At 69.6% G+C, this 25739-nt stretch carries 23 protein-coding genes and 2 tRNA genes; 12 read left to right on the forward strand and 13 right to left on the reverse strand.

All coding sequences use genetic code 11. The features are described 5' to 3' along the window. Positions 1-11: 11 nt before the first annotated feature. The gene (locus ACUZ2Y_RS11870) at positions 12-2624 is read right to left on the reverse strand and encodes a valine--tRNA ligase (RefSeq protein WP_476331746.1); all 2613 of its coding nucleotides are present in this window, start codon (positions 2622-2624) and stop codon (positions 12-14) included. 155 nt (positions 2625-2779) lie between these two features. Between ACUZ2Y_RS11870 and ACUZ2Y_RS11875 the strand changes: the two genes are divergently transcribed. Together ACUZ2Y_RS11875 and ACUZ2Y_RS11880 are read left to right on the forward strand one after the other, a co-directional pair. Then, complete coding sequence (locus tag ACUZ2Y_RS11875; RefSeq protein ID WP_476329887.1) at positions 2780-3535, forward strand: hypothetical protein; 756 nt, start codon at positions 2780-2782, stop codon at positions 3533-3535. Between the two features lie 155 nt (positions 3536-3690). After that, entirely contained in the window at positions 3691-4656 is a 966-nt protein-coding gene (locus ACUZ2Y_RS11880; RefSeq protein WP_476329890.1) for a hypothetical protein, read from the forward strand. A gap of 123 nt (positions 4657-4779) precedes the next feature. Here ACUZ2Y_RS11880 and ACUZ2Y_RS11885 read toward each other — a convergent pair whose 3' ends face one another. Together ACUZ2Y_RS11885 and ACUZ2Y_RS11890 are read right to left on the reverse strand one after the other, a co-directional pair. Beyond that, the gene (locus ACUZ2Y_RS11885) at positions 4780-6204 is read right to left on the reverse strand and encodes a hypothetical protein (protein ID WP_476329892.1); all 1425 of its coding nucleotides are present in this window, start codon (positions 6202-6204) and stop codon (positions 4780-4782) included. Next, positions 6201-6377: a hypothetical protein gene (locus ACUZ2Y_RS11890; RefSeq protein WP_476329894.1), complete on the reverse strand. Its 177-nt coding sequence runs from the start codon at positions 6375-6377 to the stop codon at positions 6201-6203. Before ACUZ2Y_RS11890 ends, ACUZ2Y_RS11885 begins: the two co-directional genes overlap by 4 nt. A gap of 71 nt (positions 6378-6448) precedes the next feature. On the opposite strand from ACUZ2Y_RS11890, the gene ACUZ2Y_RS11895 reads away from it, so the two are divergent. After that, a complete protein-coding gene (locus ACUZ2Y_RS11895; RefSeq protein ID WP_476329897.1) occupies positions 6449-8755 on the forward strand; it encodes an FdhF/YdeP family oxidoreductase in 2307 nt (768 codons plus the stop codon). Here the strand turns inward: ACUZ2Y_RS11895 and ACUZ2Y_RS11900 are convergent. The 3 genes from ACUZ2Y_RS11900 to ACUZ2Y_RS11910 all read right to left on the reverse strand — a co-directional run bounded on the left by ACUZ2Y_RS11900 (position 8733) and on the right by ACUZ2Y_RS11910 (position 11046). Continuing rightward, positions 8733-8981, reverse strand: coding sequence for a mycoredoxin (locus tag ACUZ2Y_RS11900; protein ID WP_476329900.1), 249 nt, complete (start codon positions 8979-8981; stop codon positions 8733-8735). The genes ACUZ2Y_RS11895 and ACUZ2Y_RS11900 overlap by 23 nt on opposite strands. Before the next feature lie 130 nt (positions 8982-9111). Further along, the gene (locus tag ACUZ2Y_RS11905) at positions 9112-9390 is read right to left on the reverse strand and encodes an SCO4225 family membrane protein (RefSeq protein WP_476329903.1); all 279 of its coding nucleotides are present in this window, start codon (positions 9388-9390) and stop codon (positions 9112-9114) included. Positions 9391-9504: 114 nt separating this feature from the next. After that, positions 9505-11046 carry a phytoene desaturase family protein gene (locus ACUZ2Y_RS11910; RefSeq protein ID WP_476329906.1) on the reverse strand — a complete coding sequence of 514 codons (1542 nt, stop codon included), beginning with the start codon at positions 11044-11046 and terminating at the stop codon, positions 9505-9507. Between the two features lie 99 nt (positions 11047-11145). Between ACUZ2Y_RS11910 and ACUZ2Y_RS11915 the strand changes: the two genes are divergently transcribed. The 4 genes from ACUZ2Y_RS11915 to ACUZ2Y_RS11930 all read left to right on the forward strand — a co-directional run bounded on the left by ACUZ2Y_RS11915 (position 11146) and on the right by ACUZ2Y_RS11930 (position 15584). Beyond that, positions 11146-12453: an alpha-lytic protease prodomain-containing protein gene (locus ACUZ2Y_RS11915; protein ID WP_476329908.1), complete on the forward strand. Its 1308-nt coding sequence runs from the start codon at positions 11146-11148 to the stop codon at positions 12451-12453. 75 nt (positions 12454-12528) lie between these two features. After that, positions 12529-13350, forward strand: a complete 822-nt coding sequence (gene fdhD, locus ACUZ2Y_RS11920) for a formate dehydrogenase accessory sulfurtransferase FdhD (RefSeq protein WP_476329911.1) — start codon at positions 12529-12531, stop codon at positions 13348-13350. Beyond that, positions 13347-14528, forward strand: coding sequence for a CaiB/BaiF CoA transferase family protein (locus ACUZ2Y_RS11925; RefSeq protein WP_476329914.1), 1182 nt, complete (start codon positions 13347-13349; stop codon positions 14526-14528). Before fdhD ends, ACUZ2Y_RS11925 begins: the two co-directional genes overlap by 4 nt. Before the next feature lie 177 nt (positions 14529-14705). Continuing rightward, a complete protein-coding gene (locus tag ACUZ2Y_RS11930) occupies positions 14706-15584 on the forward strand; it encodes an alpha/beta hydrolase (protein WP_476329917.1) in 879 nt (292 codons plus the stop codon). Positions 15585-15833: 249 nt separating this feature from the next. Here ACUZ2Y_RS11930 and ACUZ2Y_RS11935 read toward each other — a convergent pair whose 3' ends face one another. From ACUZ2Y_RS11935 to ACUZ2Y_RS11960, 6 genes are all read right to left on the reverse strand, one after another. Continuing rightward, positions 15834-16442 (reverse strand): RBBP9/YdeN family alpha/beta hydrolase, encoded by a 609-nt coding sequence (locus ACUZ2Y_RS11935; RefSeq protein WP_476329920.1) that lies wholly within the window; start codon positions 16440-16442, stop codon positions 15834-15836. Position 16443: 1 nt separating this feature from the next. Beyond that, positions 16444-17745 carry an ATP-dependent Clp protease ATP-binding subunit ClpX gene (clpX, locus tag ACUZ2Y_RS11940; protein ID WP_187222779.1) on the reverse strand — a complete coding sequence of 434 codons (1302 nt, stop codon included), beginning with the start codon at positions 17743-17745 and terminating at the stop codon, positions 16444-16446. 278 nt (positions 17746-18023) lie between these two features. Next, positions 18024-18644 (reverse strand): ATP-dependent Clp protease proteolytic subunit, encoded by a 621-nt coding sequence (locus tag ACUZ2Y_RS11945; protein WP_091372667.1) that lies wholly within the window; start codon positions 18642-18644, stop codon positions 18024-18026. Positions 18645-18701: 57 nt separating this feature from the next. Then, complete coding sequence (locus tag ACUZ2Y_RS11950; protein WP_091372671.1) at positions 18702-19310, reverse strand: ATP-dependent Clp protease proteolytic subunit; 609 nt, start codon at positions 19308-19310, stop codon at positions 18702-18704. A 126-nt stretch (positions 19311-19436) separates the two neighbouring features. Beyond that, positions 19437-20795, reverse strand: a complete 1359-nt coding sequence (gene tig, locus ACUZ2Y_RS11955) for a trigger factor (protein WP_476329923.1) — start codon at positions 20793-20795, stop codon at positions 19437-19439. A gap of 73 nt (positions 20796-20868) precedes the next feature. Next, positions 20869-21891, reverse strand: coding sequence for an LLM class flavin-dependent oxidoreductase (locus ACUZ2Y_RS11960; RefSeq protein ID WP_476329926.1), 1023 nt, complete (start codon positions 21889-21891; stop codon positions 20869-20871). A gap of 148 nt (positions 21892-22039) precedes the next feature. Here ACUZ2Y_RS11960 and ACUZ2Y_RS11965 point away from each other — a divergent pair, with 148 nt between their 5' ends. Beyond that, positions 22040-22432, forward strand: a complete 393-nt coding sequence (locus ACUZ2Y_RS11965; protein ID WP_476329929.1) for an SCO5389 family protein — start codon at positions 22040-22042, stop codon at positions 22430-22432. Between the two features lie 255 nt (positions 22433-22687). On the opposite strand, the gene ACUZ2Y_RS11970 is transcribed toward ACUZ2Y_RS11965, so the two are convergent. Next, a tRNA-Pro gene (locus ACUZ2Y_RS11970) sits at positions 22688-22761 on the reverse strand. Between the two features lie 47 nt (positions 22762-22808). Between ACUZ2Y_RS11970 and ACUZ2Y_RS11975 the strand changes: the two genes are divergently transcribed. From ACUZ2Y_RS11975 to ACUZ2Y_RS11990, 4 genes are all read left to right on the forward strand, one after another. After that, positions 22809-22879: transfer RNA gene (locus ACUZ2Y_RS11975), tRNA-Gly, on the forward strand. A 182-nt stretch (positions 22880-23061) separates the two neighbouring features. Beyond that, a complete protein-coding gene (locus ACUZ2Y_RS11980; protein WP_476329932.1) occupies positions 23062-23496 on the forward strand; it encodes an NUDIX hydrolase in 435 nt (144 codons plus the stop codon). Between the two features lie 52 nt (positions 23497-23548). Further along, complete coding sequence (locus ACUZ2Y_RS11985) at positions 23549-24772, forward strand: GNAT family N-acetyltransferase (protein WP_476329934.1); 1224 nt, start codon at positions 23549-23551, stop codon at positions 24770-24772. 90 nt (positions 24773-24862) lie between these two features. After that, positions 24863-25636, forward strand: coding sequence for a hypothetical protein (locus tag ACUZ2Y_RS11990; protein WP_476329937.1), 774 nt, complete (start codon positions 24863-24865; stop codon positions 25634-25636). Positions 25637-25739: the final 103 nt, after the last annotated feature.

A 25739-nucleotide genomic window follows, 5' to 3' on the forward strand; every position in this document is an offset into this window, starting at 1 on the left:
CCCAACACGACTCAGCTCGCGGGCAAGGCAGCGATCCGGGCCGTGATGCGCTCGATCTCCGCCGCCGCCACATCCCGGCGGCCCTGGATCTTCGCCACCACGTCCGCGGGCGCCTTGTCGGTGAACTTGGGGTTCCCCAGCTTGGCCTCGCACTGGGCGAGTTCCTTCTCCGCCGCCGTCAGGTCCTTGGTGAGCCGCTTGCGTTCCGCCGCCAGGTCCACCGTGCCGGACAAGTCCAGTTCCACCGTCACCGTGCCGTCGCCCAGCGAGACCTCCAGCGACGCGCTCGGTTCGAACGCCTCCCCCGGGGCTTCGAGGCGGGCCAGGGCCGTCACGGCGGAAGCGTGGGCTGACAAGCCCGCACCGTCCACACCGGACAGACGGGCGGGGACCTTCTGGCCCGGCTTCAATCCCTGGTCCGCACGGAAGCGGCGGATCTCGGTGATCAGCTTCTGCACGCCCTCGACCCGGCGCGAGGCATCCGGGTCAGGGGTGGCGCCGGACGTGGTGGGCCAGTCGGTGATGACGATGGATTCCTTGCCCGTCAACGACTTCCACAGGACCTCGGTGACGAACGGGATGACCGGGTGCAGCAGCCGCAGCACCTTGTCCAGCACGTGCCCGAGAACCGCCCGCGTCGCATCCGCGCGGGCGCCGCCCTCGGCGATCTGAACCTTCGCCAGCTCCAGGTACCAGTCGCAGTACAGGTCCCACGTGAAGTGGTAGAGGGCGTCGCAGAGTTTGGCGAACTGGAAGTCGTCGAACAGGGTGTCCACTTCGGACACCAGGGCGTCGGCCTGGTCGAGGATCCAACGGTCCGCGTCGGTCAGCTCGGACCGGACCGGCACCGGGACAGCGGTGGTGGCGCCGTTCATCAGGGCGAAGCGGCTGGCGTTCCACAGCTTCGTGCAGAAGTTGCGGGAACCGCCCGCCCACTCCTCGGCCAGCGCCATGTCGCTGCCGGGGTTCGCGCCGCGGGCCAGGGTGAAGCGGGTGGCGTCGGCACCGAAGCGGTCGAGCCAATCCAGCGGGTCGATGACGTTTCCGCGCGACTTGGACATCTTCTTGCCCTGGGCGTCACGGATCAGTCCGTGCAGGTAGATGTGGTCGAACGGCTGCACGCCGTCCATCGCGTACAGGCCGAACATCATCATCCGGGCGACCCAGAAGAAGAGGATGTCGTAGCCGGTCGACAGGACGCTGGTCGGATAGAACTTGGCCAGGTCCGAGGTCTTCGTCGGCCAGCCGAGCGTGGAGATCGGCCACAGGGCCGAGGAGAACCACGTGTCGAGGACGTCGGGGTCCTGCGTCCACTCGTCGCCGGTGGGCGGCTCCTCGTCGGGGCCGACGCAGACGACCTTGTCGTTGGGGCCGTACCAAACCGGGATGCGGTGGCCCCACCACAGCTGGCGCGAGATCGTCCAGTCGTGCATGTTGTCGACCCAGTCGAAGTAGCGCTTGGCCAGCTCCGGCGGGTGCACCTCGGTGCGGCCGTCGCGCACGGCGTCGCCCGCGGCCTGGGCCAGCGGCTGCACGTTGACCCACCACTGCATCGACAGCCGCGGCTCGACCACCGTGTCGCAGCGCGAGCAGTGGCCGACCGAGTGCGGGTACGGCCGCTTCTCCGCGACGATCCGGCCCTCGGCGCGCAGCGCGGCGACGACAGCGGGGCGCGCCTCGAAGCGGTCCAGGCCAAGGAAGGGCCCGTGCGTGGTGATGACCGCGGCCTCGTCCATGATCGTGATGGACGGCAGGTTGTGCCGCTGCCCGATCTCGAAGTCGTTGGGGTCGTGCGCGGGCGTGACCTTGACCGCGCCGGTGCCGAACTCCGGGTCGACGTGCTCGTCGCCGACGATCGGGATCTCGCGCCCGGTCAGCGGAAGCACGACGTAGGTGTCGATGAGGTGCTTGTAGCGCTCGTCCTCGGGGTGCACGGCCACAGCGGTGTCGCCGAGCATCGTCTCCGCGCGGGTGGTCGCCACGACGATGGCTTTGTCGCCGTCGCCATAGCGGATCGAGATGAGCTCACCCTCGTCGTCGGAGTGGTCGACCTCGATGTCCGACAGCGCGGTGCGGCAGCGCGGGCACCAGTTGATGATCCGCTCGGCGCGGTAGATCAGACCGTCCTCGAACAGCTGCTTGAAGATCGTCTGCACGGCGTGGGACAGGCCCTCGTCCATGGTGAACCGCTCGCGCGTCCAGTCGATGCCGTCGCCGAGGCGGCGCATCTGGTCGAGGATCTTGCCGCCGTACTCGGCCTTCCACTCCCACACGCGCTCGACGAACTTCTCCCGGCCCAGGTCGTGCCGGGACAGGCCCTCGCCCGCCAGCTGGCGCTCGACGACGTTCTGCGTCGCGATCCCCGCGTGGTCCATGCCGGGCAGCCACAGCACCTCGAAGCCCTGCATCCGCTTGCGGCGGGTCAGCGCGTCCATGACGGTGTGGTTGAGGGCGTGGCCCATGTGCAGGCTGCCGGTGACGTTCGGCGGGGGCAGCACGATGGTGAACGGCGGCTTCTCACTCGACGCGTCGGCAGTGAAGTACCCGGCGTCTACCCAGCCCTGGTACAGCTCCGCCTCTACCGCGGCAGGCTCCCAGGCCTGCGGGAGGTCGGTGGTCTGCATGGCTGGGGTCTGAGTCACGGCCAAGAGTCTACGAAGGGCGGAAACGGCCGGTCGAAGCGGGCGTTGCGCCGATCAGCCGTACTTACATCCGGACGTCATCTCGGCGGCACCCCGAGGTCACCGACGCGCCGTTCGGCCGTTCTAGGGTCCGCGCCATGCGGAGGGTTCCGGTCGGCGCGGTGGTGCTCGCCGGCGCCATGGTCTTCATGTTCATCCTGACGAACTTGGCGGGCTGGTTCGGCGACGGCGCCCGGCGCGAGACCGTGGCCGCCGACCCCGCGCGGCCTTTCGTCGGGACCCCCGCCCAGGACTGGGCCGACGGCGACGCCGGGATCGTGGTCCCCCTGATCGAGGTGATCGGCGCCCACTCGACCGAGGCGATCGCCGACGCCTACGCCCGAGCCCGCGACGTCGTGGCCGCGGCGATGCTGGAACCCGCGGTGATCATGGGCGTGGACTACGAGCCCTACCTGCGGCTGTTCGCCGCGGATGACCAGGAGAGCCTGCGCGCGGCCCTGGCCGACCCCCAGCGGGTCGACCGGTTCGTGGTCCGGCTCGGCCCCGACACGACCCTGCTGCCCGTGCCGCCGAAGGTGCGCGGCCGGATGTGGGCGGAATCGGGTGGAACCGGAAAACTGCTGGTCAAGACCCGGTTTGTGGTCGTCTACCCGCTGCACACCGACGATGGCCCGCGGGTCCAGGTCGCCCGCCTGGACATGGACCTCACCGTCGTCGGCGAGGGCAAACCGAAGGCCGACCGGGGCGTCTGGCTCAACGAGACCCAGGGTTACCCCACGGAATGCGGCCACCCGAGCGGCAGCGTCGACGCCATGACGGGCGCAGGTGGCCTTCCGGACGCGCTCTTCGACCCCGATCGGCCTATCGGATCCGGGTCGTCCTGCCCTCGATGACCGCTGGTCTGGCTTCGACCGCCGTTCACCGCAACGCATGATCCGCTGGTGGGTGCGTTGCTAACACCACCCGTTGACACATCAATGTGGTGAGCACGAGGCAGTCGTCAGTCGAGCCAGGCCGGGAACGGTGCTGGAGCGCCCTTGGGGGGCCGGTGGATCAACGTGAGTTCGGCGATCACGCGGCGTTGCGAGACGCCGAGTGGCGCGACCGTTTACGGGCGTCGGCTCGGGCCGACGTGCGCGCGATGGTGCGGGCCACACGCCGTCGCAAGCTGGAGCGTTGGCTGGTCACGTCGATGGTGCTCGTGGCGATCGTCGCCGTGCTGATGCTGATGGTCCGAGTCGGCATGTTCGACAAGGTGCTCGCCAACACCGAAGACCCGGGGACGGCGGCCCCGCCGGTCATCTCCGACCGCTTTACCGCCGACTCCAGCCGGCCGTTCGACCACACCCCCGCCTCGGGCTGGGCCGACGGCGCCGAGGGGATCGTCGTGCCGCCGCCGATGCAGATCGGCGAGTTCACCAAGGAGCAGGTCGCGTCGGCCACCGCGCTGGTGCGGGAAGCCCTGGTGGCCAGCAGGCTCGAACCCCGGCTGCTCGTCGAGCACGATCCGTCCCGCTACCTGACCCTGCTCGCGCCGGACGCGCGCAAGCAACTGGCGCCGCTGTTCGGCACCGGCAACGAACCACAAGCCCAGGCCCTGGTGAGCCTGGTGTCGAAGGGCAGCCCGCTGCTGCCGGTCGAGCCGAAGGTCAACGGCCGGATGTGGACCGAGGCCGGTGGGCCGGGTGAGCTGGTGGTGCACACCAACTTCCTCTTCGCCTACGCCTTCGAAGGACCCAAGACGAGCGACCCGATGGACAGCGTCGTCGTGGTCCGCGCCGAGGTCGACTACGTGCTGCGCTCCGGCGGCCGGTGGACCGCGGGCAGCCAGGGCCTCTGGTACGGCGGCGTCGGCGGCTACGGCTATTCGATCTCGTGCGTGGAGTACAAGAAGGGCTTCCTCGCCCCGGCGTTCCGCGACGGCGACAAGATCCACCGGGTCCCCCGCCGCGACCGCGACACCTACTTCGACCCCACCGCACCCCTCCCCGCCGAAAGCGGCTGCCCCACCTAACCCGCGAGTCGCCCCTCCAGGCAAGTGAGTCGCCCCTTCCGGCGAGTGAGTTCAACATTCGGGCGCGCGGTTCGGCGCACATCTGGCGATGTCGAACGTCTGTCGGCAGCCTGAATGTTGAACTCACTTGCCGGGAGGGGCGACTCGTTCGCCTGGAGGGGCGACTCGCGGGAGGATTGCGGACTGGACGTGGGCGAAGCCGAGGGCGGACTTGAGGTCGCCGTCGAGGAACGCCTGTTCCGGGACCGCGACCGTGCGGCCGGCGGTGGGCTCGAAGACCAGCAGCACACCGCGCTCGTGCCCGACCACCAGGACGTAGTGGCGCGGGACGATCCCGCCGACCAGCAGCGGCACCGGGTTCCCTTGGTCGACCGCGGCCATCACCTCACGCAGGGTGCGCGAGATCTCGCGGCGGTCGGTGTCGTCGACCAACCGCCAGTCGTACCGGGTGCCGATGTGGCGGGTCAGGTACGCGGCGACACCCTTGGGTGAGGTGCCCACCACCTGCGGGTAGACGACGTTCGTCTCGTCGTGGACCACCGCGCGCTCGGCGGCGAAGGCGGGCTGAAAGTCGTCGCGGGTGAGGGTCAGGGCGTAGACCGGGTCGTGTTCCGCGCGGGCGACGATGAGAACCGTCGTGCCGCAGGTCGTGGCCTCGTACTGGCGCACGGCGACGCCCATCCGGCTCTGCGCGGCCTCCTCGCCCCGGTCGACCAGCGACAGGTGCGACCGCAGCCAGGTCTCGTCCCGGCCGCGGATGGCCTCGGCGAACCCGCGCAGGACCTTGACGCCGTGGCCCGCGCCGACCGCCTTGAACAGCCACGCGCGCTCCGCGTCGGAGGACGCCGAAGCCAGCAGCTCGGCCACCTCCGCCGACTTCGCCGCGCCCAGGCGGGCAAGCTGGCTCAGCCCGAACAGGCCGGGGTCATAGCGGGCCGACTCCAGCCCGATGTCGGCGAGTGCGACCGCGTCCTTCGGGGACAGCCCGCCGTCGACCGCGGCAGCGGCACGGGCGGCGCCGCGCAGGTCGGTGAGCCTGCCCGCGGCGCGGTCGGCGGCGGTGAGGGCGTCGGTGTAGACAGCCACGCAGCCGCTGATCAGGTCGCCGACAACGCCGACGAGCTTGGCGATCCCAACCGGGTCCGGCATCGGCACGGAACCGACATGCGTGGCGTCGTGCGCGGCGGCGGCGAGGGCCTGATGGAGCTCGGCGTGCCTGCGCTGGTGCTCGCGGACGGACGTGGCGAGCTCGGCGAGGGTGTCGCCGGTGGCGGTCATGGTGGCCGCTACCCGGTCGAGAACCCGGCCGGTCGCGGGGAGCGGTTCGACGCCCAGCGCGGCCACCTGAGGCCCCAGCGGCGTCAGCGAGGCACCGGCGACCCGGTAGGCGGCGGCGAGGACTTCCAGGGCGTCCGGGTCGCCGGGCGGGGGTTCCTTGATCTCGTTGACCACACTCGCCACGACGGTCACCAGCTTGACCGGGTTGAGCATCGCGCCCAGGTCGTTGAGGTTGCGCACGAGCGACGTGAGCTGCACCGGCCCGCTCACTCGCCACCGTCCAGGACCGCGAGGCAGACGTCGAGTTCGGCGAGCAGCGCGGACCGCAGTCCGGCGTAGGCGTCGGCCGCGGAGCCGCAGGCGGCGCCACCACCGCGGGTGGAGGCCTCGAACGCCTCCCGGGCCCGGCTCAGGGTGGCGGCCAGGTCGTCGGCTGTGGGCATCGTGGCCTCCTGCGTGTGACTCAGGCACCGACCGTATGGCATCCGTACCCCGTGGGGCAGAGGATGGGCGCATGGTGCGCCAGTCCCCCGACAAAGACGTCGACGAGTCCGACCTGTCCGTGACCACCCCGAAGCAGTGGGCCGCCGGGATCCCCGGTGTCGCCGTCTCGCTGAAGCGCGGTGTCGAGCAGATGGGTGTGGTGCGCACGGCCAAGACGCTGCGCCTGCTCAACCAGCGCGACGGGTTCGACTGCCCGGGCTGCGCGTGGCCGGAGCCCGGGCACCGGCATGCCGCCGAGTTCTGCGAGAACGGCGCGAAAGCGGTCGCCGAGGAGGCCACGAAGCGTCGGGCCGGGCCGGAGTTCTTCGCCGAGCACGCGGTGGCGGACCTGGCTGAGCGCACCGACTACTGGCTCGGCGGGCAGGGCCGACTGACTCACCCGATGGTGTTGCGCGAGGGCGGCACGCACTACGAGCCGATCTCCTGGGACGACGCGTTCACCCTGGTCGCCGAGCGCCTGCGCGCGCTGTCCACTCCGGACGAGGCGGTGTTCTACACCTCCGGCCGGACCAGCAACGAGGCCGCGTTCCTCTACCAGCTGCTGGTGCGTTCGTTCGGCACGAACAACCTGCCGGACTGCTCGAACATGTGCCACGAGTCCTCCGGCGCGGCGCTGTCGGAGACCATCGGCGTCGGTAAGGGCTCGGTGTCGCTGGCCGACTTCGAACTGGCCGACCTGATCATCGTCGTCGGGCAGAACCCGGGCACGAACCATCCCCGGATGCTGACCGCCCTGGAGAAGGCCAAGCGGGCGGGCGCCAAGATCATCGCGGTGAACCCGCTGCCCGAGGCCGGGCTGATGCGGTTCAAGAACCCGCAGAACGTGCGCGGGGTGCTGGGCAAGGGCACCGAGCTGGCCGACGAGTTCTGTCAGATCCGCATCGGCGGCGACCAGGCGCTGTTCCAGGCCATCGGGCACCTGCTGCTCACCTGGGAGACGTCGAACCCGGGCACGGTCGTGGACCAGGACTTCATCGACAACCGCACGATCGGGTTCGCCGAGTACGCCGACAGCGTCCGCGAGGTCGACTGGGACGTCGTCGTCGCCGCGACCGGGATGGCGCGGGAGCAGATCGAGAAGGTCGCCCGGATGATGGCCGACTCGAAGCGCACGATCGTGTGCTGGGCGATGGGGCTGACCCAGCACAAGCATTCGGTGCCGACGATCCGCGAGATCGCGAACGTGGTGCTGCTGCGGGGAATGATCGGCAAGCCGGGCGCGGGACTGTGCCCGGTGCGGGGACATTCGAATGTGCAGGGCGACCGGACGATGGGCATCTGGGAGAAGATGCCGGAGAAGTTCCTGTCGGCGCTGGAGACCGAGTTCGGCATCGAGGTTCCGCGCACGCACGGCCACGACACCGTCTCGGCGATCCGGGCGATGCGCGACGGCAAGGCGAAGGTGTTCGTGGCTGTCGGCGGCAACTTCGCCGCCGCCACACCGGATACCGAGGTCACCGAGGCCGCCTTGCGGTCGTGTGACCTCACCGTTCAGGTGTCGACCAAGCTGAACCGGTCGCACGTCGTGCACGGGCGGACCGCCCTGATCCTGCCGACGCGGGGGCGCACCGAGCGCGACACCCAGGAGTCCGGCGACCAGTTCGTCACCGTCGAGGACTCGATGTCGGTCGTGCACCGGTCCGAGGGTCGGCTGGACCCGGCGAGCGAGCAGCTCCGGTCCGAAGTGGACATCGTGTGCGGCACCGCCGACGCGCTGCTCGGGCCTGCGCATCCGGTGCCATGGAAGGACTTCCCACGCGACTACGACCTGATCCGCGACCGGATCTCCCGGGTCGTGCCCGGCTGCGACTCCTACAACGAGCGGGTGCGGGAGCCCGACGGCTTCGTCCTGCCCCACGCGCCGCGCGACGCCCGAGAGTTCAGCGGGACGAGGAGCGGGAAGGCGGCGTTCACCGCGAACGAGCTGACCGTGCCGTTCGTGCCCGAAGGCAGGCTGCTGCTGCAGACGCTGCGCAGCCACGACCAGTACAACACCACGATCTACGGCCTCGACGACCGCTACCGCGGCATCAAGGACGCCCGGCGCGTGGTCCTGGTGAACCCGGACGACCTGACCGCCCTCGGATTCGAGGACGGTCAGCTGGTCGACCTGGTCGGCGAGTGGCCCGACCGCGAACGGCGGGCCGAGCGGTTCCGGGTGGTGTCCTACCCGACGGCTCGCGGGTGCGCGGCGGCGTATTTCCCGGAGGCGAACTCGCTGGTGCCGCTGGACTCCACCGCCGACACGTCCAACACGCCGACGTCGAAGTCCATTGTCATCCGGTTGGCGGCAGCTACGCCGCCAGCTGCGCCTTGACCTCGGCCAGGCTCGGGTTGGTCAGGGCGGCGCCGTTCGGGAAGTGCAGGGTGGGGACGGTCTGGTTGCCGCCGTTGACCTGCATCACGAAGTCGGCCGCGCCGGGGGTCTCCTCGATGTCGACCTCGACGTAGGAGATGCCGTCGGCGGTAAGCAGCGTCTTGAGCCTGCGGCAGTACCCGCACCAGGTCGTCGAGTACATGGTGAGCGTGCTGGGTGCCGACATCGTTGGGTTCCTCTCCCCGTGGTCCGTGGGACGTTGGAGTCAACCACGGCACAGCCCCGAAAATGCCCGCTCCCAGTGCGCCGCCGGTCACACCGCAACCCAGGAGAGCGTCCGGCGACCGGGATCGCGATCAGGGCGAACCGTCGACCAGCGCGGACCGCTTTGTGAGTGCGCGCACGACGTACCAGATCACGGCCGCCTGGACGAACGCGGAGATGATCACCACCGGCCAGTACCCGATCGCGCCGGCGGCCTGGACCACCAGCAGGGACACCGGCATCGTCACGAAGACGCACCACACGCCGACCATCGACTCGGAGTCGCCCGCCGCGGCGACCACGACCGTGACCACGCACACCAGCGCGACCAGGGCCAGGTAGGCCAGTGCCGCAACCGTCGCTTTGCTCATCGGACAAACACTGCCATCGTCGTGCCAGGGCCGCCAACGCACCGAGGGCCTGCTTTCCACCGAAACGCAACGGACCGAGCAGGCACCCCGGCGCCTGGCCCAAGCATCACCCGCTCATCGGCCGAGCACCGCCATCGCCGCGTTGTGGCCGCCGATTCCGCTCACTCCCCCACCACGCCGAGCGCCGCTGCCGCACACGAACAGGTTCGACACGTCCGTCTCCACACCCCAGCCACCCTCATCGGCGAACGGCCACGACAGGTCGCCGTGGAAGATGTTTCCGCCCGGCATCCGTAGTTCCTCCTCCAGATCCAGCGGTGTGCGTGCCTCGACGCAGGGATTTCCGTCGGCATCGCGAGCCACGCACTCAGCGATCGGATCGACGAGGTGCCGATCAAGCCCGGCCATGAACCGGTCGACGAGATCCCCGCACAACCCACGGTTGTCTTCGGCGAACAGAGCCGCGGGCAGATGCAGCCCAAAGAGCGTCAACGTGTGCGCACCACGAGCCGCGAGCTCGGGCGCGAGGATGGACGAGTCGGTGAGCGTGTGGCAGTACATCTCGCCCGGTGGGAACTCGGGAACCTTGCCGGAAACGCTTGCTTGATAAGCGTTCTCCAACTCCACATAGGACTCATCGAGGTGGAACGTGCCGGCGAACGCCTGCCTGGGGTCGACCCCTGACCGAAGCCGAGGCAGCCGATCCAGCAGCACGTTGATCTTCAGCTGAGCACCCACCGGCGCGGCCGCCGAGCGTCCCCGCAGCCGGTCGAGCACCGCGGGCGCCACGCCCGACAGCACGTGGCCCGCGCCGATCACCCTGTCCCCCACGCTGTCCGTCACACTGACCTCCGCCGACTTGCCGTCCGCGTCGACCCGTGTCACCTCAGCCCCGGTCACGATCTCCGCACCCGCCGAGCGGGCGACCCGCAGCAGCTCCGCCGTGACCGCGCCCATGCCGCCGACCGGGACCCGCCACTCCCCCGTCGCGTTGCCGATGAGGTGGTAGAGGAAACACCTGTTGGCCAACAGGTCCGGCGACCTGAGCGAGGTGTGGGTGCCGATGAGCGCGTCCGTCGCGACGACGCCGCGCACCAGGTCGTCGGTGAAGGTCTCCTCGATCGCCTCGCCCAGTGGACGCTCGAAGATCTGCCGCCAGACCTTCTCGCCCGCCGCGCCGACGACCAGGTCGCGGGCCGCCGCGGTGGACGGGAGCGGGTCGAGCAGCGTCGGCGCCAGCGCGCGGGCCACCCGGGCGAGATCGCCGTAGAACTCCTGCCAGCGCCCGAATTCGGCGTCCGAGCCGGTCAGCGCGCGGAACGACTCCGCCGTCACCGGGCCGGGATCGCGCTCGACCAGCAGGCCAGTGGCGCGGCCCGCGCGGACGGTCGGCGTGTACGAGGACACCGCACGGGACCGCAAATCGAGCCGCAGGCCCAAGTCCTCGACGATCCGGTCCGGCAGCAAGCTCACCAGGTACGAGTAGCGCGAAAGCCGCACACCCGGGAACGGGCTCGCGCTCACCGCGGCGCCCCCGGTGTGGCCCAAGCGTTCCAGCACCACCACCGAGCGCCCGGCTTTGGCCAGGTAGGCCGCCGCGACCAGCGCGTTGTGCCCACCGCCGACAACGACGACGTCGTAGCTGTCCCTGTTCACCCTTCGGACTTTAACGGTATGACCAGATTGGTATGTACCAATTCGGGGGTCGGGGGGCTTAGCTCGGGGGGTCCCACCTCACCCTGCCTTGGAGAGCGGATGAACCGAAAGATCACCGCCGCCGCGTTGGCGGCACTCAGCGTGGCCGGCTTCACCACCGCCGTCGCGCTCAGCACACCGTCCGCCGCGGCGGACACGTCCATGGAGGCCGCGCTCGCCCGAGACCTGCACATCACCCCGGAGCAAGCCCGGCAACGGCTCGGCCGGGAGAAGGTCGCCGCCCAAACCGAGGCCGCCCTGCGGGCCCGGCTCGGCGCGACCTTCGGCGGCGCGTGGCTCAACGGCGACGCGACCCGCTTCACCGTCGCGGTGACCGACCAGACCAAGGCGGCGCAGGTCCGCGCCCTCGGTGCGGTCCCGCAGACCGTCGCCCGCAGCGAAGTCCAGCTCGGCGCCCTCAAGGACCGGCTCGACACAGCGGCGACGTCCGCGCCCGCCGGCGTGCCCGGCTGGTACGTCGACGTCACCACCAACTCCGTCGTGGTCCTGGCCAAGCACGGCAGCCAGGACGCGGCGAAGGCGTGGGCGGGCGCGAACGGCGTCGACGCGGTCCGGGTCGAGGCGTCCACGGAGTCGCCCAAGCCGATGATCGACATCATCGGCGGCAACGCCTACACCTTCGGCAGCGGGCGCTGCTCGATCGGCTTCGCCGTCGAAGGCGGGTTCGTCACCGCGGGCCACTGCGGGCGCGCGGGCACCGCCACCTCGAACCCGTCCGGGACGGTCGTCGGGTCGAGCTTCCCCGGCAACGACTACGCCTGGGTGCGGGCGGCTGCGGGCAACACGCCGCGACCGCTGGTCAACCGCTACCCCGGCACGGTCCCGGTCGCGGGCTCCACGGAGGCCCCGGTCGGCGCATCGGTGTGCCGCTCGGGTTCCACCACCGGCTGGCGCTGCGGCACCATCCAGCAGAAGAACGCCTCCGTCACCTACCCCGAAGGCACGATCACCGGCCTGACCAGGACCAACGCCTGCGCCGAACCCGGCGACTCCGGCGGCTCCTGGCTCACCGGCGACCAAGCCCAGGGCGTCACCTCCGGCGGCTCGGGCAACTGCACCTCCGGCGGGACGATCTACTTCCAGCCGGTCAACGAGATCCTCAGCGCCTACGGCCTGCGGCTGACCGTGTCCGGCACCCCACCGACCAGCACCACCACCCCGCCGACCAGCACGACCTCGCCGACCACGACGACCGTCCCCCCGGGCGGCACGTGGGCGCCCTACGTCGCGTACGCGGCAGGCGCGCAGGTCACCTACGGCGGGGCGAGCTACAAGTGCTGGCAGGGACACACGTCCCAGCCCGGCTGGGAACCGCCCAACGTCCCGGCGCTCTGGCAGCGGCTGTGACCTGAGCGGTCCCCTCACAGAAGGCCATCCCCGACGGGCGCAGGCGTCGGGGATGGCCTTCCTTAGGCTGGTGGCATGGGACGAGTCACGGTGCGCCGGTCTGTGGTGCGGCTGAGCGCCGACGGGCGGCGCACGCGGCCGGACGCGCTGGCCGCTGAGGAGCCGCTGGAGCTTCGGGTCAGCGGGCGGGCGCTGGCGGTCACGATGCGCACGCCGGGGCACGATGTGGAGCTGGCGCACGGCTTCCTACTCACCGAGGGCGTGATCGGCGGCCGGGAAGACGTCTCCATCGCGCGGTACTGCGACGGAGCCGACGAGGACGGACGCAACACCTACAACGTCCTCGACGTCGCCTTGGCCGACGGGGTGCCCGCGCCCGAAGTCGGGGTGGAACGAAACTTCTACACGACGTCGTCCTGCGGGGTCTGCGGGAAGGCGGCCCTCGACGCGGTGCGGCTGCGGACGCGGTTCTCGCCCGCCGAGGACGACGTGACGGTCGCCGCCGACGTCCTGCACTCGCTGCCGGGGCGGCTGCGGGAGCAGCAGAAAGTCTTCGAGAGCACCGGTGGGCTGCACGCGGCGGGGCTGTTCACGGCGTCCGGGGAGACGCTGGTGGTCCGCGAGGACGTGGGCAGGCACAACGCCGTCGACAAGGTGCTCGGGTGGGCCCTGCTGGCCGACCGCGTGCCGCTGCGCGGGATGGTGCTGATGGTGTCCGGGCGGGCGTCGTTCGAGCTGGTGCAGAAGGCGGCGATGGCCGGGGTGCCGGTGCTCGCGGCCGTGTCGGCGCCGTCGTCGCTGGCGGCGGACCTGGCCGAGGAGCAGGGCATGACGTTGATCGGGTTCCTGCGCGACTCGGCGATGAACGTGTACGCGGGCGTCGGGCGGATCAAGTGAAGCCGCTCGACGGGATGGTCGTGGTCAGCCTGGAGCAGGCGGTGGCCGTGCCCTACGCGACCCGGCTGCTGGCCGACCTGGGCGCCCGGGTGATCAAGATCGAGCGGCCCGGGTCCGGTGACTTCGCCCGCGACTACGACAGTTCCTGCGGCGACGTGTCGAGCTACTTCGCGTGGACCAACGTCGGCAAGGAGTCGGTGGCGGTCGACCTCAAGCAGGCCGACGGGCTGGCGATCGTCGAGGAACTGATCTCGCGCGCCGACGTGGTGATGTGCAACCTCTCCCCCGGCGCGGCCCGTCGGCTCGGGCTCGACGCCGACGCGGTGCGTTCCCGGCACCCGCGGTTGGTCGCCGCCGAGTTGTCGTCCTACGGCGAGGGAGGGCCGTACGGGGAGCGCAAGGCGTTCGACGCGCTCATCCAGTCCGAGACCGGGCTGGTCGCGACGACCGGCGATGGGCCGTCGATGGCGCGGGCGGGAATTTCCGTGGCCGACATCGCCGCGGGTGTCCAGTTGCACGCCGCGGTGCTGGCCGCGCTGGTGCGGCGGGGGCGGACCGGTGAGGGGGCGACGCTGCGGCTGACGCTGATGGAGGCACTCGCCGAGTGGATGCACCAGCCCGCGCTGTACGCGCACGGCACCGGCTCGTCGCCCGGCAGGCACGGCGCGCACCACCCGACCATCGCCCCGTACGGGCCGTTCGCCTGCGGGGACGGCGGCGCGGTCCACCTGGCCGTGCAGAACGACGGACAGTGGCGGCGGCTGTGCGCCTCCGTCATCGGGCGGCCCGAGTTGGCCGACCACCCGCGCTACCGGACCGTGGCCGACCGGGTCACCCATCGGGCCGACCTGCACGCCGAACTGCAGCCGTCCTTCGACGCCGTCGACGCCGACACCCTGCTGACCGCGCTCGACGCCGCCGACGTCCCCGCCGCCCGGACACGAGGTGTGACCGAACTGACATCACACCCGCAGCTGGTCGCCCGCGACCGCTGGTCGACCGTCCCGGTTCCGGGCGGCTCGGTCCCCATGCTGCGCCCACCGGTCGACGCCGACGCCTGGACCTGGGACCCGGCACCCGTCCCGACGCTGGGCGAACACACCGACGCGGTCCTCGACTGGCTCGACTACCCGGCATCGAAGGTCGACGCGTTGCGGTCGCGGTCGGTGATCAGTTAACGATCTTGTTCCGGTTCGGGTGCGCCCGGTAGCGATCTTGGGGCACTCTCGGAGCAGTGAATCGAGAAACGTTCGAGTTCACCCTCACGATGGGGTGATCGAAGGCGTCTGACAGGCCACCAAATGCCTGACTTGGTACGTCTAAGGGGAGAGGCTGTCCGTCGGAGGGGGGCGCACATGGGGGACGGGGGAAGACCGGGGCTCAGCAGGCGCTCACTGCTGATCGCGGGGGCCGCCGGTCTCGCGACGACCGGCGTGGTCTCCGGTTCGCTGCCGTGGCTGGACCTCGTGACCAGCGGGGCCGCGCCGGACCCGGTGGTGCGGACCGACCGGGTGTACTCGGCCGCCCGCGGCCAGGACGTCGACGTCGTCACCATCCTGCCCGCGCAGCTGCCGACCAAGAACCTGCCGATGTGCGTGCTCCTGCACGGCCTCCACGGCCGCGCCCGCCACTCCGCCCCCACCGGACTGCCCGCCGCTCTAGCTCGTGGCGTGGCGGCGGGGACGCTTCCGCCGTTCGGGTTCATCGCCGTGGACGGCGGCAACAACTACTGGCACGAGAACCGGGTCGGCGACAACGCGATGGCGATGTTGCTTGAGGAGGTTCCGCGGTGGTTGCGGGCGCGTGGTCTTGGGGACGCCACCGGGACGCCGTTCGCGTGCGCGGGGGTGTCCATGGGCGGGTTTGGGGCTTTGCTTTATGCCCGCCGGCGTGAGGAGATGCGTTCGCCGTTGTCGGCGGTCGCGGCGATCTCGCCTGGGCTGCTGATGTCATGGCGCGAGATGAGCACTCGGCGGGCGTTCAAGAGCACTCAGGAATGGGCATCGCTGGACCCGCTTCGGAATGTGGAGAAGTTGGGTCGCGTTCCTGTTGGCGTGTGGTGTGGGACTGAGGATCACTTTATTGAGGGGACTCGGAAATTTATTCGGCTCGCTTCTCCTGAGGTCGGGTATACGGGGCCTGGTGGGCATGGGGATGGGTTTTATCGGCGGATTGTGCCGGATGTTTTGGGGTTCTTGGGGCGGCATGTGCCTGCTGTGAGTCGCAAGGTCTGACCTGGCCTCTTTCGCGTGGCGGGTGCCTGTTTGGGTGGTTCGCCGGTTTCGTGCCATGGTGGTCGCGACTTGAGTCTCGGGTGCCTGTTTGGGTGCTGGCCCGTCGCGAATCGTGGGGGCTCCGGGCGCTTGTTCGACCCTCGCGATTACGATTCGTGCGAGGTCGGGTCGCTTATTCGGGCCGTTGCGATTCGTGCGGAGGGTCAGCCGTTTCATGCCCGGCTTGGTGGCCCTGCTGCTCCCGTCAGGTCAGGAGGCGGGTTCTACGGCGGTGAGGCGAGTGTGGCGGTTGCGGATCCACTCCAACACCGACGGCCACGGGCCATAGCCGGTCCTTGTGTCCAAGGCGCCGCCGGCTGGGATCACGTCCAGGTCGATCTTCAGCTCCGCCGCCATCTTCACGGCCTCGTCCACCGGCAGGCACTCGTCGTCCTCGCCCGTTGCCAGCTGGGTCCAGCTAGCCGCGCGGCGGATGCCTGCGGGGTCTAGTGGAACCGGGGTGAAGCCCCGGACGTCCGGGGCGTGCCAGGAGTCGCCAGGTGGGGCTACCAGCAGGACGTTGTCCACCCTCAGCGAGTGGTCGTCCAGTGGAGTCCTGGCGGCGTGGTGGAGCCAGAGAGCCGCACCTACGCCCTGCGCTATGACGACGCGTTTGGTGTTGGCGGGCGCGGCTTCGAGGTGGTGTTTCAGGTCGCCCAGCCACGTGTCGAGACACGGGTGGTCGGGTTCGCTGAACACCGGGACCTCGACCGACGCGCCCGCGTCGGCCAGTTCGTGTGCGAGCCAGCCCTGCCAGTGGCCGCGGCCCGAGCCGGTGAGGCCGTGCAGCAGCAAGACATACGGCCAGTCGCCGCCCATGTCAGGCGGACTTCTCGCGGCGCTCCCGTCGGGAAGGTTGGCGGGAGACGATGGTCGGGTTGACGTTCTCGCGGACCGTCTGCTCGGTGATGACGACCTTGGCGACGTCCGTGCGGCTCGGGATGTCGTACATCACCGACTGCAGGACCTCTTCCATGATCGCGCGCAGGCCTCGGGCACCCGTGCCGCGCAGGATCGCCTGGTCGGCGACCGCCTCGAGTGCGGTGGGGGTGAACTCCAGCTCGACGCCGTCCATCTCGAAAAGCTTCTGGTACTGCTTGACCAGCGCGTTTCGCGGCGCGGTCAAGATCTGGACCAGGGACTCCTTGTCGAGGTTGGTGACGCTGGCCAGGACCGGCAGTCGCCCGATGAACTCGGGGATCAGGCCGAACTTGATCAAGTCTTCCGGCATCGTGTCGGAGAAGAAGTCCGCGTTGTCGATGTCGGCCTTCGAGCGAATCTCCGCGCCGAAGCCCAGACCGCGCTTGCCCACTCGGTCCTGGATGATGCGCTCCAGACCGGCGAAGGCACCCGCCACGATGAACAGCACGTTCGTCGTGTCGATCTGGATGAACTCCTGGTGCGGGTGCTTGCGGCCGCCCTGCGGCGGGACGCTCGCGGTGGTGCCCTCAAGGATCTTCAGCAGCGCCTGCTGCACGCCCTCACCGGACACGTCGCGGGTGATCGACGGGTTCTCGCTCTTTCGGGCGATCTTGTCGACCTCATCGATGTAGATGATGCCGGTCTCGGCGCGCTTGACGTCGTAGTCGGCGGCCTGGATCAGCTTGAGCAGGATGTTCTCGACATCCTCGCCCACATAGCCCGCCTCGGTCAGCGCGGTGGCGTCGGCGATGGCGAACGGCACGTTCAGCAGCTTCGCCAGCGTCTGGGCCAGGTAGGTCTTGCCGCAGCCGGTGGGGCCGAGCATGAGGATGTTGGACTTCGCCAGCTCGACGGTGTCCTCGCGCGACTCCCGGCCCTCACGGCCCTCGGGACGGGCACGGTCGCCCGCCTGGATGCGCTTGTAGTGGTTGTAGACCGCCACGGCGAGCGAGCGCTTGGCATCGTCCTGGCCGATGACGTAGCTGTCGAGGAAGTCATGGATCTCGGCAGGTTTGGGGAGTTCATCGAGTTTGACGTCGCCGGCCTCGGCCAGCTCCTCTTCGATGATCTCGTTGCACAGGTCTATGCACTCGTCACAGATGTAGACGCCGGGGCCGGCGATGAGCTTCTTCACCTGCTTCTGGCTCTTTCCGCAGAAAGAGCACTTGAGCAGGTCTCCGCCGTCACCGATACGTGCCATGACCGCTGACCTATGTCCCCTCCGGCCCACTCAGGTGAGTGCGCCTGCTGTGTGGCGTCCGCGCCTGGGAACCCCCCGCACCTCGGGTTCGTTCACCCGATATGCGGGCCCATGCCCGTCCGTTGCCCTCGACGGTACCTGCCAACCCCCGCGGAGCGGGAGATCCCGCACCCGGCGCGGCCGATTCCGTCGAAAGTCCTAGCTACCTACGGTAAGCCCAGAAGGCCCCGCGTGTCGGTCACTTTCGTGCTGAATTCGTCCGCGCCGGGGGAAAAGGTCTAGCCCTTGGCCGACAGCTTGCGGTACGGCAGGACCTCATCGATGATGCCGTAGTCCTTCGCCTCGGCCGCGGTGAGGATCTTGTCGCGCTCGATGTCGGAGCGGACCTGGGCCTCGTCCTTGCCGGTGTGGCGGGCCAGGGTGATCTCCAGCAGCTGGCGCACGCGCTGGATCTCGGCGGCCTGGATCTCCAGGTCGGAGACCTGACCGTAGACGCCCTCGGTCGAGGGCTGGTGGATCATCACCCGGGCGTTGGGCAGGGCGAACCGCTTGCCCGGGGTGCCCGCCGCCAGCAGCACCGCTGCCGCCGAGGCCGCCTGGCCCAGGCAGAACGTCTGGATGTCGGGGCGGACGTACTGCATGGTGTCGTAGATGGCCATCAGCGAGGTGAACGAGCCACCCGGGGAGTTGATGTACATCGTGATGTCCCGGTCGGGGTCAGCCGACTCCAGGTAGATCAGCTGCGCCATGACGTCGTTGGCCGACGCGTCGTCGATCTGCACGCCGAGGAAGATGACCCGCTCTTCGAACAGCTTGTTGTACGGGTTGGACTCCTTGACCCCGTAGCTCGTGCGCTCGACGAACGACGGCAGCACGTAGCGGGACTGGGGAAGCTGCATTCCACTCACAAGTAGCTCCTGTCTTGGCTCATCAGCCGTGGCAACGCGGCGAGGCCGTCAGTTGGTGTTGGGGGCCTGCGTCGCACGGGCGACCACGTGGTCGATGAAGCCGTACTCCTTGGCCTCCTCGGCGGTGAACCAGCGGTCGCGGTCGGCGTCGGCGGTGATCTTCTCGACGGTCTGACCGGTCTGCTCGGCGGTGATGAGCGCCATTTCGTGCTTCCACTTGGCGTAGACCTGCGCACGGATGGCGATGTCGGACGCCGTGCCGCCGACACCCGCGGACGGCTGGTGCATCATGATCCGCGCGTGCTTCAGGGCGTAGCGCTTGCCAGGGGTGCCCGAGGCGAGCAGGAACTGGCCCATGGACGCCGCCAAGCCCATACCCCAGGTCGCCACGTCGGGCTCGATGAGTTCCATCGTGTCGTAGATCGCCATACCCGCGGTGACCGATCCGCCCGGCGAGTTGATGTAGAAGGTGATGTCCTTCTCGGGGTCCTCGGCCGCGAGCAGCAGGAGCTGCGCGGTGATCCGGTTGGCGATGTCGTCATCGACCTCGGAGCCGAGGAAGACGATGCGCTCACGGAGCAGCCGCTCGTACACCGAGTCGTTCAGGTTGAGCCCCGCGGTGGCGGACCGCATGTGGGGCGAGAGGTGCTGCGTCACGTCTGCCTGCCTTCTCCCAAATTCATACGAATCAGTGATCTCGTAACCGACACTAACGAAGGCGGGCGGCGCCGACTTCCCGACACCGCCCACTTTCGCTCAGAGCGTCAAAGCTATTTCCCTCGGCTACTCGGCCGCGGCCGCCTCGGGGGCGGGCGCGTCCTCGACCTTGCCGAAGAGCTCTTCCAGATCGACCTTGTTGCCCGAGGCGTCGGTCACCGTGGCCTGACGCACGACCGAGGCCAGCGCCTTGCCGCGGCGCACGTCGGCGAAGATGGCGCCGAGCTGGCCGGACTGCTGCGCGCGCTGGACGTACTCGTCCGGGCTCACGCCGAAGCGCTGCGCCTGGTAGATGATCCGCTCGGTCAGCTCGCCGTCGTTGACCTGGACCTGCTCGGTCTCGGCGATCGAGTCCAGGATCAGCTGGGTCCGGACCGCCTTCTCGGCGTCGGCGCGGACCTCGGTGTCGAAGTCCTCGCGGGTCTGGTCCTGGGTGGCCAGGAACTCGTTGAGCTTGTCCTGGTCGTGGTCGAACGAGTGCACCGCGTCGTGCTGGCGGGAGTCGACCTCGGCCTCGACGACCTTCTCCGGCAGCGGCACGTCGACGGTCTCGAGCAGAGCCTCGAGGACCTTGTCGCGGGCCTGCACGCCCTGCTGCATCTTCTTGACCCGGGTGAGGCGCTCGCGCAGGTCGGCACGCAGCTCGTCGATGGTGTCGAACTCGCTGGCCAGCTGGGCGAAGTCGTCGTCGGCCTCGGGCAGCTCGCGCACCTTGACCGACTGCACGGTGACCGCGACGTCGGCTTCCTTGCCCGCGTACTCGCCCGCGACCAGGGTGGTGGTGAAGTGCTTGGTCTCGCCGACGGCCGCACCGAGCAGGGCCTCGTCGATGCCCTCGATCAGCTCGCCGGAGCCGACCTCGTAGGACAGGCCGCTCGTCTTGGCCTCCTCGACGTCCTGGCCGTCGACGGTGGCCGAGAGGTCGATGGAGACGAAGTCGCCGGTCTCGACGGGACGGTCGGCGCCGGTCAGCGTGCCGAAGCGGGCGCGCAGCTCGTCGAGCTGCTCGTCGACCTCGGAGTCCGCGAGCTCCAGGTCGTCCACGGTGACCGCGAACTCGCCGAAGGCGGGGATGGTGAGGTCGGGGCGGACGTCGACCTCGGCGGTGAAGGCGAGGTGGTCGCCGTCCTCGAGCTTGGTGACCTCGATGTCCGGCTGACCGAGCGCCTTCACCTCACCGGCGGTGAGGGCCTCCATGTACTTGGCCGGGATGGCCTCGTTGACGACCTCGTCGAGGATCGGCGCGCGCCCGATGCGCGACTCGATAACCCTGGCGGGAGCCTTGCCCGGACGGAAGCCCGGGATGCGGACCTGGCTGGCGAGCTTGCGGTATGCGCGGTCGAAGTTCGGCTTGAGCTCGTCGAACGGCACCTCGACGTTGATCCGTACCCGCGTCGGGCTCAGGTGCTCGACGGTGCTCTTCAACGTGATCTCCTTGACGACTGTGACAGCTGATGCGTCCCGGGCACGAAACGGCGGCCGGGGTCGATCCCCGAGTCTAGGCGAGCTTGCCCAGGTCGGAGCCGGCCGGGGTGCGCAGTGTGGGCAGCACCTGGGCGCCGAGGCGTTCGACGGTCTCCAGGGTGCGGTCCGGATCACCGGTCGCCTCCACCATCGCGATGACGTGCCCGATCCCGGTTCGGTGCGCGCTCCGGTCTAAAACCTCCGCGCAGTAGTCCGGGTCTCCCACGGGATGCAGGTCACAAAGCAGCCGCGCGTAGGCCTCGGGATCACGGCTCGGTCGGGGCCTGTCGTCGACCGGCACGTGCGCGGCGAGGCCGTCGCGGAGCCAGTCGGGCATGGTGGCCATGACCTCGGCCACGGCCTGCTCGCGGCTCTCGGCGATGTGGGCGACGACGGCGGACACGTGCGGGGCGTCCTCGGGGCCGCCGGACTCCCGGTAGCGCTCGACCATGGCCCGTTTGTCGTCGTCGCCGATGTGCATCCCGAGGAGCATCGGCAGGCCGCGGGCGGCGGCGAGGTCGACGGTCGCGGGTGAGGTGGCGGCGACGGTGAGCGGCGGGTGCGGCTTGGTGGTCGGGGCCGGGACGACCGGGACTTCGCGGAACGGGAACCAGCGGTCGCCGGAGACCGTGGGGCCGGTCATTGTCCGGAGCAGCAGATCGAGGCCGTCGGCGAATCCCTCTTCGTATCCGGGCAGGCCTCTTTGGAAGACCTCCAGGTCGATCAGGGGGCTGCCGCGGCCGACACCGAGGCGGAAGCGTCCGGCGGAGAGGGCGTCGAGCAGCAGTGCCCGCTCCCCCAGCGCGACGGGGTGGGCAGTGCTGAGGACGCTGACCGCGGTGCCCACGGTGATGCGGGTCGTGGCGCCGAGGGCGTGCGCGGCGAAGGTCAGCGCGTCCGGGCAGACGCCGTAGGGCATGAAGTGGTGCTCCGCGATCCAGGCGCTGTCGAACCCGGCGCGTTCGGCGGCCAGGATCGCGCGATGGGCGCGGTCGAGTGATTCGTGGTCGCTCTGGTGGGGGAAGCGGGGGGCGAGAACGAACAGTCCGAAGATCACTCCCCATGGCTGTACCCGCTGGGTTTGCCGGTGGATACCGGCGTCCGGGTGACCCGATTTGACCCGAATCGGTGATGTTGATCAGGTTCTCTTGTTCAGCGTTCAAGAGGCCGGTAGGGAGGGAGAGACCGCACTACTTGGAGGTTCGATGTCTCTCGATGTGCCCGCCGACCTGCTGGCCGCCGCCGAACGTGGCCCTGTCGCCGACACCGAGTTCGTGGAGTGCGTGCGCACCTCACTGCCGTACGCCTGGGAGGTGATCTCCTCGGTAGCGGATGGTTTGTCCAAGAGCGTGGACGGGTTCGCCGACCACGAGGTCCCGCCGCCCAGTGAGGCCGAGCGCGGGCAGCTGCTGCGCGCTCTGGCGTCGGACTCGATCCGGGGTGGGTTGGAGCGCCACTTCGGGATGAAGCTGGCGTTCCAGAACTGCCACCGCGTCGGCGGCTTCGCGCCGTCAGCGGTGGACAGCGAGCGCTACCGGGCGTTCATCTCGCCCCGGGGCCAGCTGCTGAACCAGTCCCCCGAACTCCGGGACTGCTAGGACTCCCTGATGACGCTCCCTCGTCCAAGCGGGGCGAGGGGTTCTGGGAAGCGGTGGATCGGGGATGACCACCGCTTCACAGACGAGCGAGGCGATCACCTCACCAGCCACCCACAGGCAAGCGCAGCGATGCCGACATCCGGAAGGGCTGGGTCAGGCGTGCTGATCGCACCGTGTCCGGGGGCTCGGCCCCCCGGGTAATAGAACGGGCGACGTGGCCTGCGCTCTCCGCAGGCACACGTCGCCCATAGCCCGTCGGGGTGACAGGATTTGAACCTGCGACCCTTCGCTCCCAAAGCGAATGCGCTACCAAGCTGCGCCACACCCCGGGGTCGTGCGCGATCAGCGTAGCGGTACCGCTAGGCTGGTCATCGTTGCGGGCGTAGCTCAATGGTAGAGCCCTAGTCTTCCAAACTAGCTACGCGGGTTCGATTCCCGTCGCCCGCTCGGTTTCGGTGGCGGTGAGGTCCTTCTGGATCTTGCCGCCACTTCCTTATGGGGCACCGTTTCCCGGTACTTCGTGGCAAAATTTTTCGCGAGTGTCATACACCACAGCCAGTCGGGTGATATAAGACCCCTTTCGGTACCGGGTCATGGTGTTCCCATGATCGACTCGGTATCCAGTAGCTATGTCGCAATCCGGCTACCACTTCATTCAGGACGTGCGATCGGCTCAACGCACTGTCGTCGCGACGAGCACCGTGGTGTTCGACGACGCGGGGTTGCTGTTGATGCTTCGTCGCCGGGATTCCTTCGGCTCCGTCAGACATCACCTCCCTCAGGGTCCGGCGTTCTCGGGCGAGTCGGTCGCGTTCGCCGCGAGCCGGGTCGTCGCGGAGGCGACCGGGGTCGATATCGAGATCACCGGGCTGGTCGGGATCTACGACGATCCGTCGTCGGCCGAGCAGCTCGCGCTTTGTTTCCGAGGTCGGCCGGTGGGCGGACAGCTCGGCGCGGACGCGGTGTGGGTCGAGCCGGAGCGGCTCGACGAGTTGGATGTCGCCGTGTCCGTGCGGCGGCGGGTCGAGCACGGGCTCGACGTGAGTGAGCCGTTCTTCGCCTGACGGCGGGGAAATCCTGTGGCGCGGTCGGCGTGTTCCGCGTAGACACCGAGGCGTGGCCAACGACGACTATTCCGTTCGAAAGCTGACCGAAGACGATCTCCCGGAGTTCTCCCGGGTGCTCGTCAAGGCATTCCTCTCCGACGACGACTTCGACAGCGCGCTGGAAGCCGAGCGGGCGGTGTTCGAGCCGGAGCGGGCGACCGGGGTGGTCGCCGACGGGCGGCTCGCGGGTGTCGGGCAGATCCTGACTCGGTCGGTGTGTGTGCCGGGTCGGGGGCAGACACCGGTCGGCGCGGTCACCTCCGTCGGCGTCGCGGTGGATCACCGCAGGCGCGGTGTGTTGACCAGGCTCATGCGCGAGCAGCTGCACGGCATGCACGAGTCGGGCGCGGAGCCGATCGCGGCGCTGTGGGCCAGCGAGGCGGCGATCTACGGGCGGTTCGGCTACGGCCTGGCCACCGACTACATCCGCCACGAGATCACGGCGAAGACCCCGTTCCGGCCGGGCGTGGATCTCGGCGGCGACCGGGTTCGCGAGGTGTCGCGGGACGAGGCGATGCCGCTGATCCGGCCGATTTACGACCGGTACGCGGCGGGCCGGGTCGGGGCGATGGGTCGCGGGGACGGGAACTGGGACTACCACTACCTCGACCTGCCGTACTCGCGTCGGGGCATGTCGACGCTGCGGTTCGCGGTGCACCCGGACGGTTATGTCGCCTACCGGGTGCGAGGTGGGTGGTCGGACCGCGGGCCCGACGGCCGCGTGGTCGTGCGCGACTTCGTGGCGACCACGCCGCAGGCGTACGCCTCGATCATCCGGCACCTGCTGGACATCGACCTTGCCGGACAGGTGGAGATCAACGGTGGCCTCGACGAGCCGCTGCCGCTGCTCCTGCAGACACCCCGGGCCGCGCTGCGCCACCGGTTCGACGGGCTGTTCGTGCGGCTCGTGGACATAGACCGCGCGTTGTGCGCACGGGGTTACGCGAACGCGGTGGATGTCGTGCTGGAGGTGGCCGACGAGTTCTGCCCGTGGAACGCGGGCCGCTGGCGGTTCACGGCGGACGCCGACGGCGCCGCTGAGGTCACGCGCAGCACCGACGAGCCGGACGTGTCCACGAGCACGACGGACCTCGCGGCGGCCTTCCTCGGCGGCACGCGGATAGCCACGCTCGCGGCGGCGGGCCGGGTTCGGGAGCACACGCCCGGCGCGATGGCCGCGCTGTCGGCGGCGTTCCTGGCGGAGCGCGAGCCTGCGTGCGTCGAGGTGTTCTGAGCGGCATCGCGGGATCTGTCGTGGGAACCATGCCGGTACCGTCCGGCGTTGAGCCTTGTGAGAAGCGTTCAAGGCCACCTGGAGGTCGCGATGACCGAATCGACCGTGCTGCTGGTGCTCATCGTCGTGGTCATCGCCGTCGCGTTCTTCTCCATGCGCGGCCGCGCGGGCGCGCGGCGCAACCAACTGGAGGACGCGCAGGCCGACGCCCGGCGCTGGGTGGAGCGGCTGGGTGGTCAGGTGATGAACCTGACCGGCACCAATGAGCCGTCCAAGCAGGCGATGGCGGACGCGTCCGAGCGATACACCGCGGGCGGGTCGCAAATGGAGCAGGCGAAGACGGTCGAGCAGTGCAGGCTGGTCACGAAGACGGCCTTGGAAGGCCTGTACTACGTCCGAGCGGCCCGCGGGGCGATGGGGCTCGATCCGGGGCCGGAGCTGCCGGTGGACGCGGAGGCGCGGCGTGCCGGGCAGGTCACCGAGGACCGGCGGGTGAGCGTTGAGGGACACGACTACGAGGCGTCCCCGGCACCCGGGCGCAACACGCCGCACTACTACCCGGGCGGGCGTGTGGCCGGTCGGCCGGTGCCGCAGGGCTGGTACAGCGAGCCGTGGTGGAAGCCGGCGCTCGTGGCGGGCGCTTGGGGCATGGGCTCGGTCCTGCTGTTCAGTGCGATGTTCGCCGGCATGGCGGGAATCGCTGGGGCCCAAGCCTGGGAGTCCGGCTACGACGCAGGCCAGGAAGACGCCATGGGCGGCGGCGAGGGCGACACAGGCGGCGACGCAGGCGGCGACACGGGCGGAGATTTCGGCGGCGGGGACATGGGCGGCTTCGGCGACATGGGCGGCGGCTTCGACTTCTGACCCGCGAGTCGCCCGTTCCCGACAACGAGTTCACCGTTCAGGACAATGAATGCACCGTTCCCGACAGTGAGTTCTCATTTCGCGACAGCCACGTGCCCGCGTT

This window comes from Actinokineospora sp. UV203, assembly GCF_056323665.1.

Coding starts and splice junctions, on each gene's coding strand:
- ACUZ2Y_RS11870 (WP_476331746.1), bottom strand. CDS start 2,624: ATGCAGACCACCGACCTCCCGCAGGCCTGGGAGCCTGCCGCGGTAGAG.
- ACUZ2Y_RS11875 (WP_476329887.1), top strand. CDS start 2,780: ATGCGGAGGGTTCCGGTCGGCGCGGTGGTGCTCGCCGGCGCCATGGTC.
- ACUZ2Y_RS11890 (WP_476329894.1), bottom strand. CDS start 6,377: ATGCCCACAGCCGACGACCTGGCCGCCACCCTGAGCCGGGCCCGGGAG.
- ACUZ2Y_RS11895 (WP_476329897.1), top strand. CDS start 6,449: ATGGTGCGCCAGTCCCCCGACAAAGACGTCGACGAGTCCGACCTGTCC.
- ACUZ2Y_RS11900 (WP_476329900.1), bottom strand. CDS start 8,981: ATGTCGGCACCCAGCACGCTCACCATGTACTCGACGACCTGGTGCGGG.
- ACUZ2Y_RS11905 (WP_476329903.1), bottom strand. CDS start 9,390: ATGAGCAAAGCGACGGTTGCGGCACTGGCCTACCTGGCCCTGGTCGCG.
- ACUZ2Y_RS11915 (WP_476329908.1), top strand. CDS start 11,146: ATGAACCGAAAGATCACCGCCGCCGCGTTGGCGGCACTCAGCGTGGCC.
- fdhD (WP_476329911.1), top strand. CDS start 12,529: ATGGGACGAGTCACGGTGCGCCGGTCTGTGGTGCGGCTGAGCGCCGAC.
- ACUZ2Y_RS11930 (WP_476329917.1), top strand. CDS start 14,706: ATGGGGGACGGGGGAAGACCGGGGCTCAGCAGGCGCTCACTGCTGATC.
- ACUZ2Y_RS11935 (WP_476329920.1), bottom strand. CDS start 16,442: ATGGGCGGCGACTGGCCGTATGTCTTGCTGCTGCACGGCCTCACCGGC.
- clpX (WP_187222779.1), bottom strand. CDS start 17,745: ATGGCACGTATCGGTGACGGCGGAGACCTGCTCAAGTGCTCTTTCTGC.
- ACUZ2Y_RS11945 (WP_091372667.1), bottom strand. CDS start 18,644: ATGCAGCTTCCCCAGTCCCGCTACGTGCTGCCGTCGTTCGTCGAGCGC.
- ACUZ2Y_RS11965 (WP_476329929.1), top strand. CDS start 22,040: ATGTCTCTCGATGTGCCCGCCGACCTGCTGGCCGCCGCCGAACGTGGC.
- ACUZ2Y_RS11980 (WP_476329932.1), top strand. CDS start 23,062: ATGTCGCAATCCGGCTACCACTTCATTCAGGACGTGCGATCGGCTCAA.
- ACUZ2Y_RS11990 (WP_476329937.1), top strand. CDS start 24,863: ATGACCGAATCGACCGTGCTGCTGGTGCTCATCGTCGTGGTCATCGCC.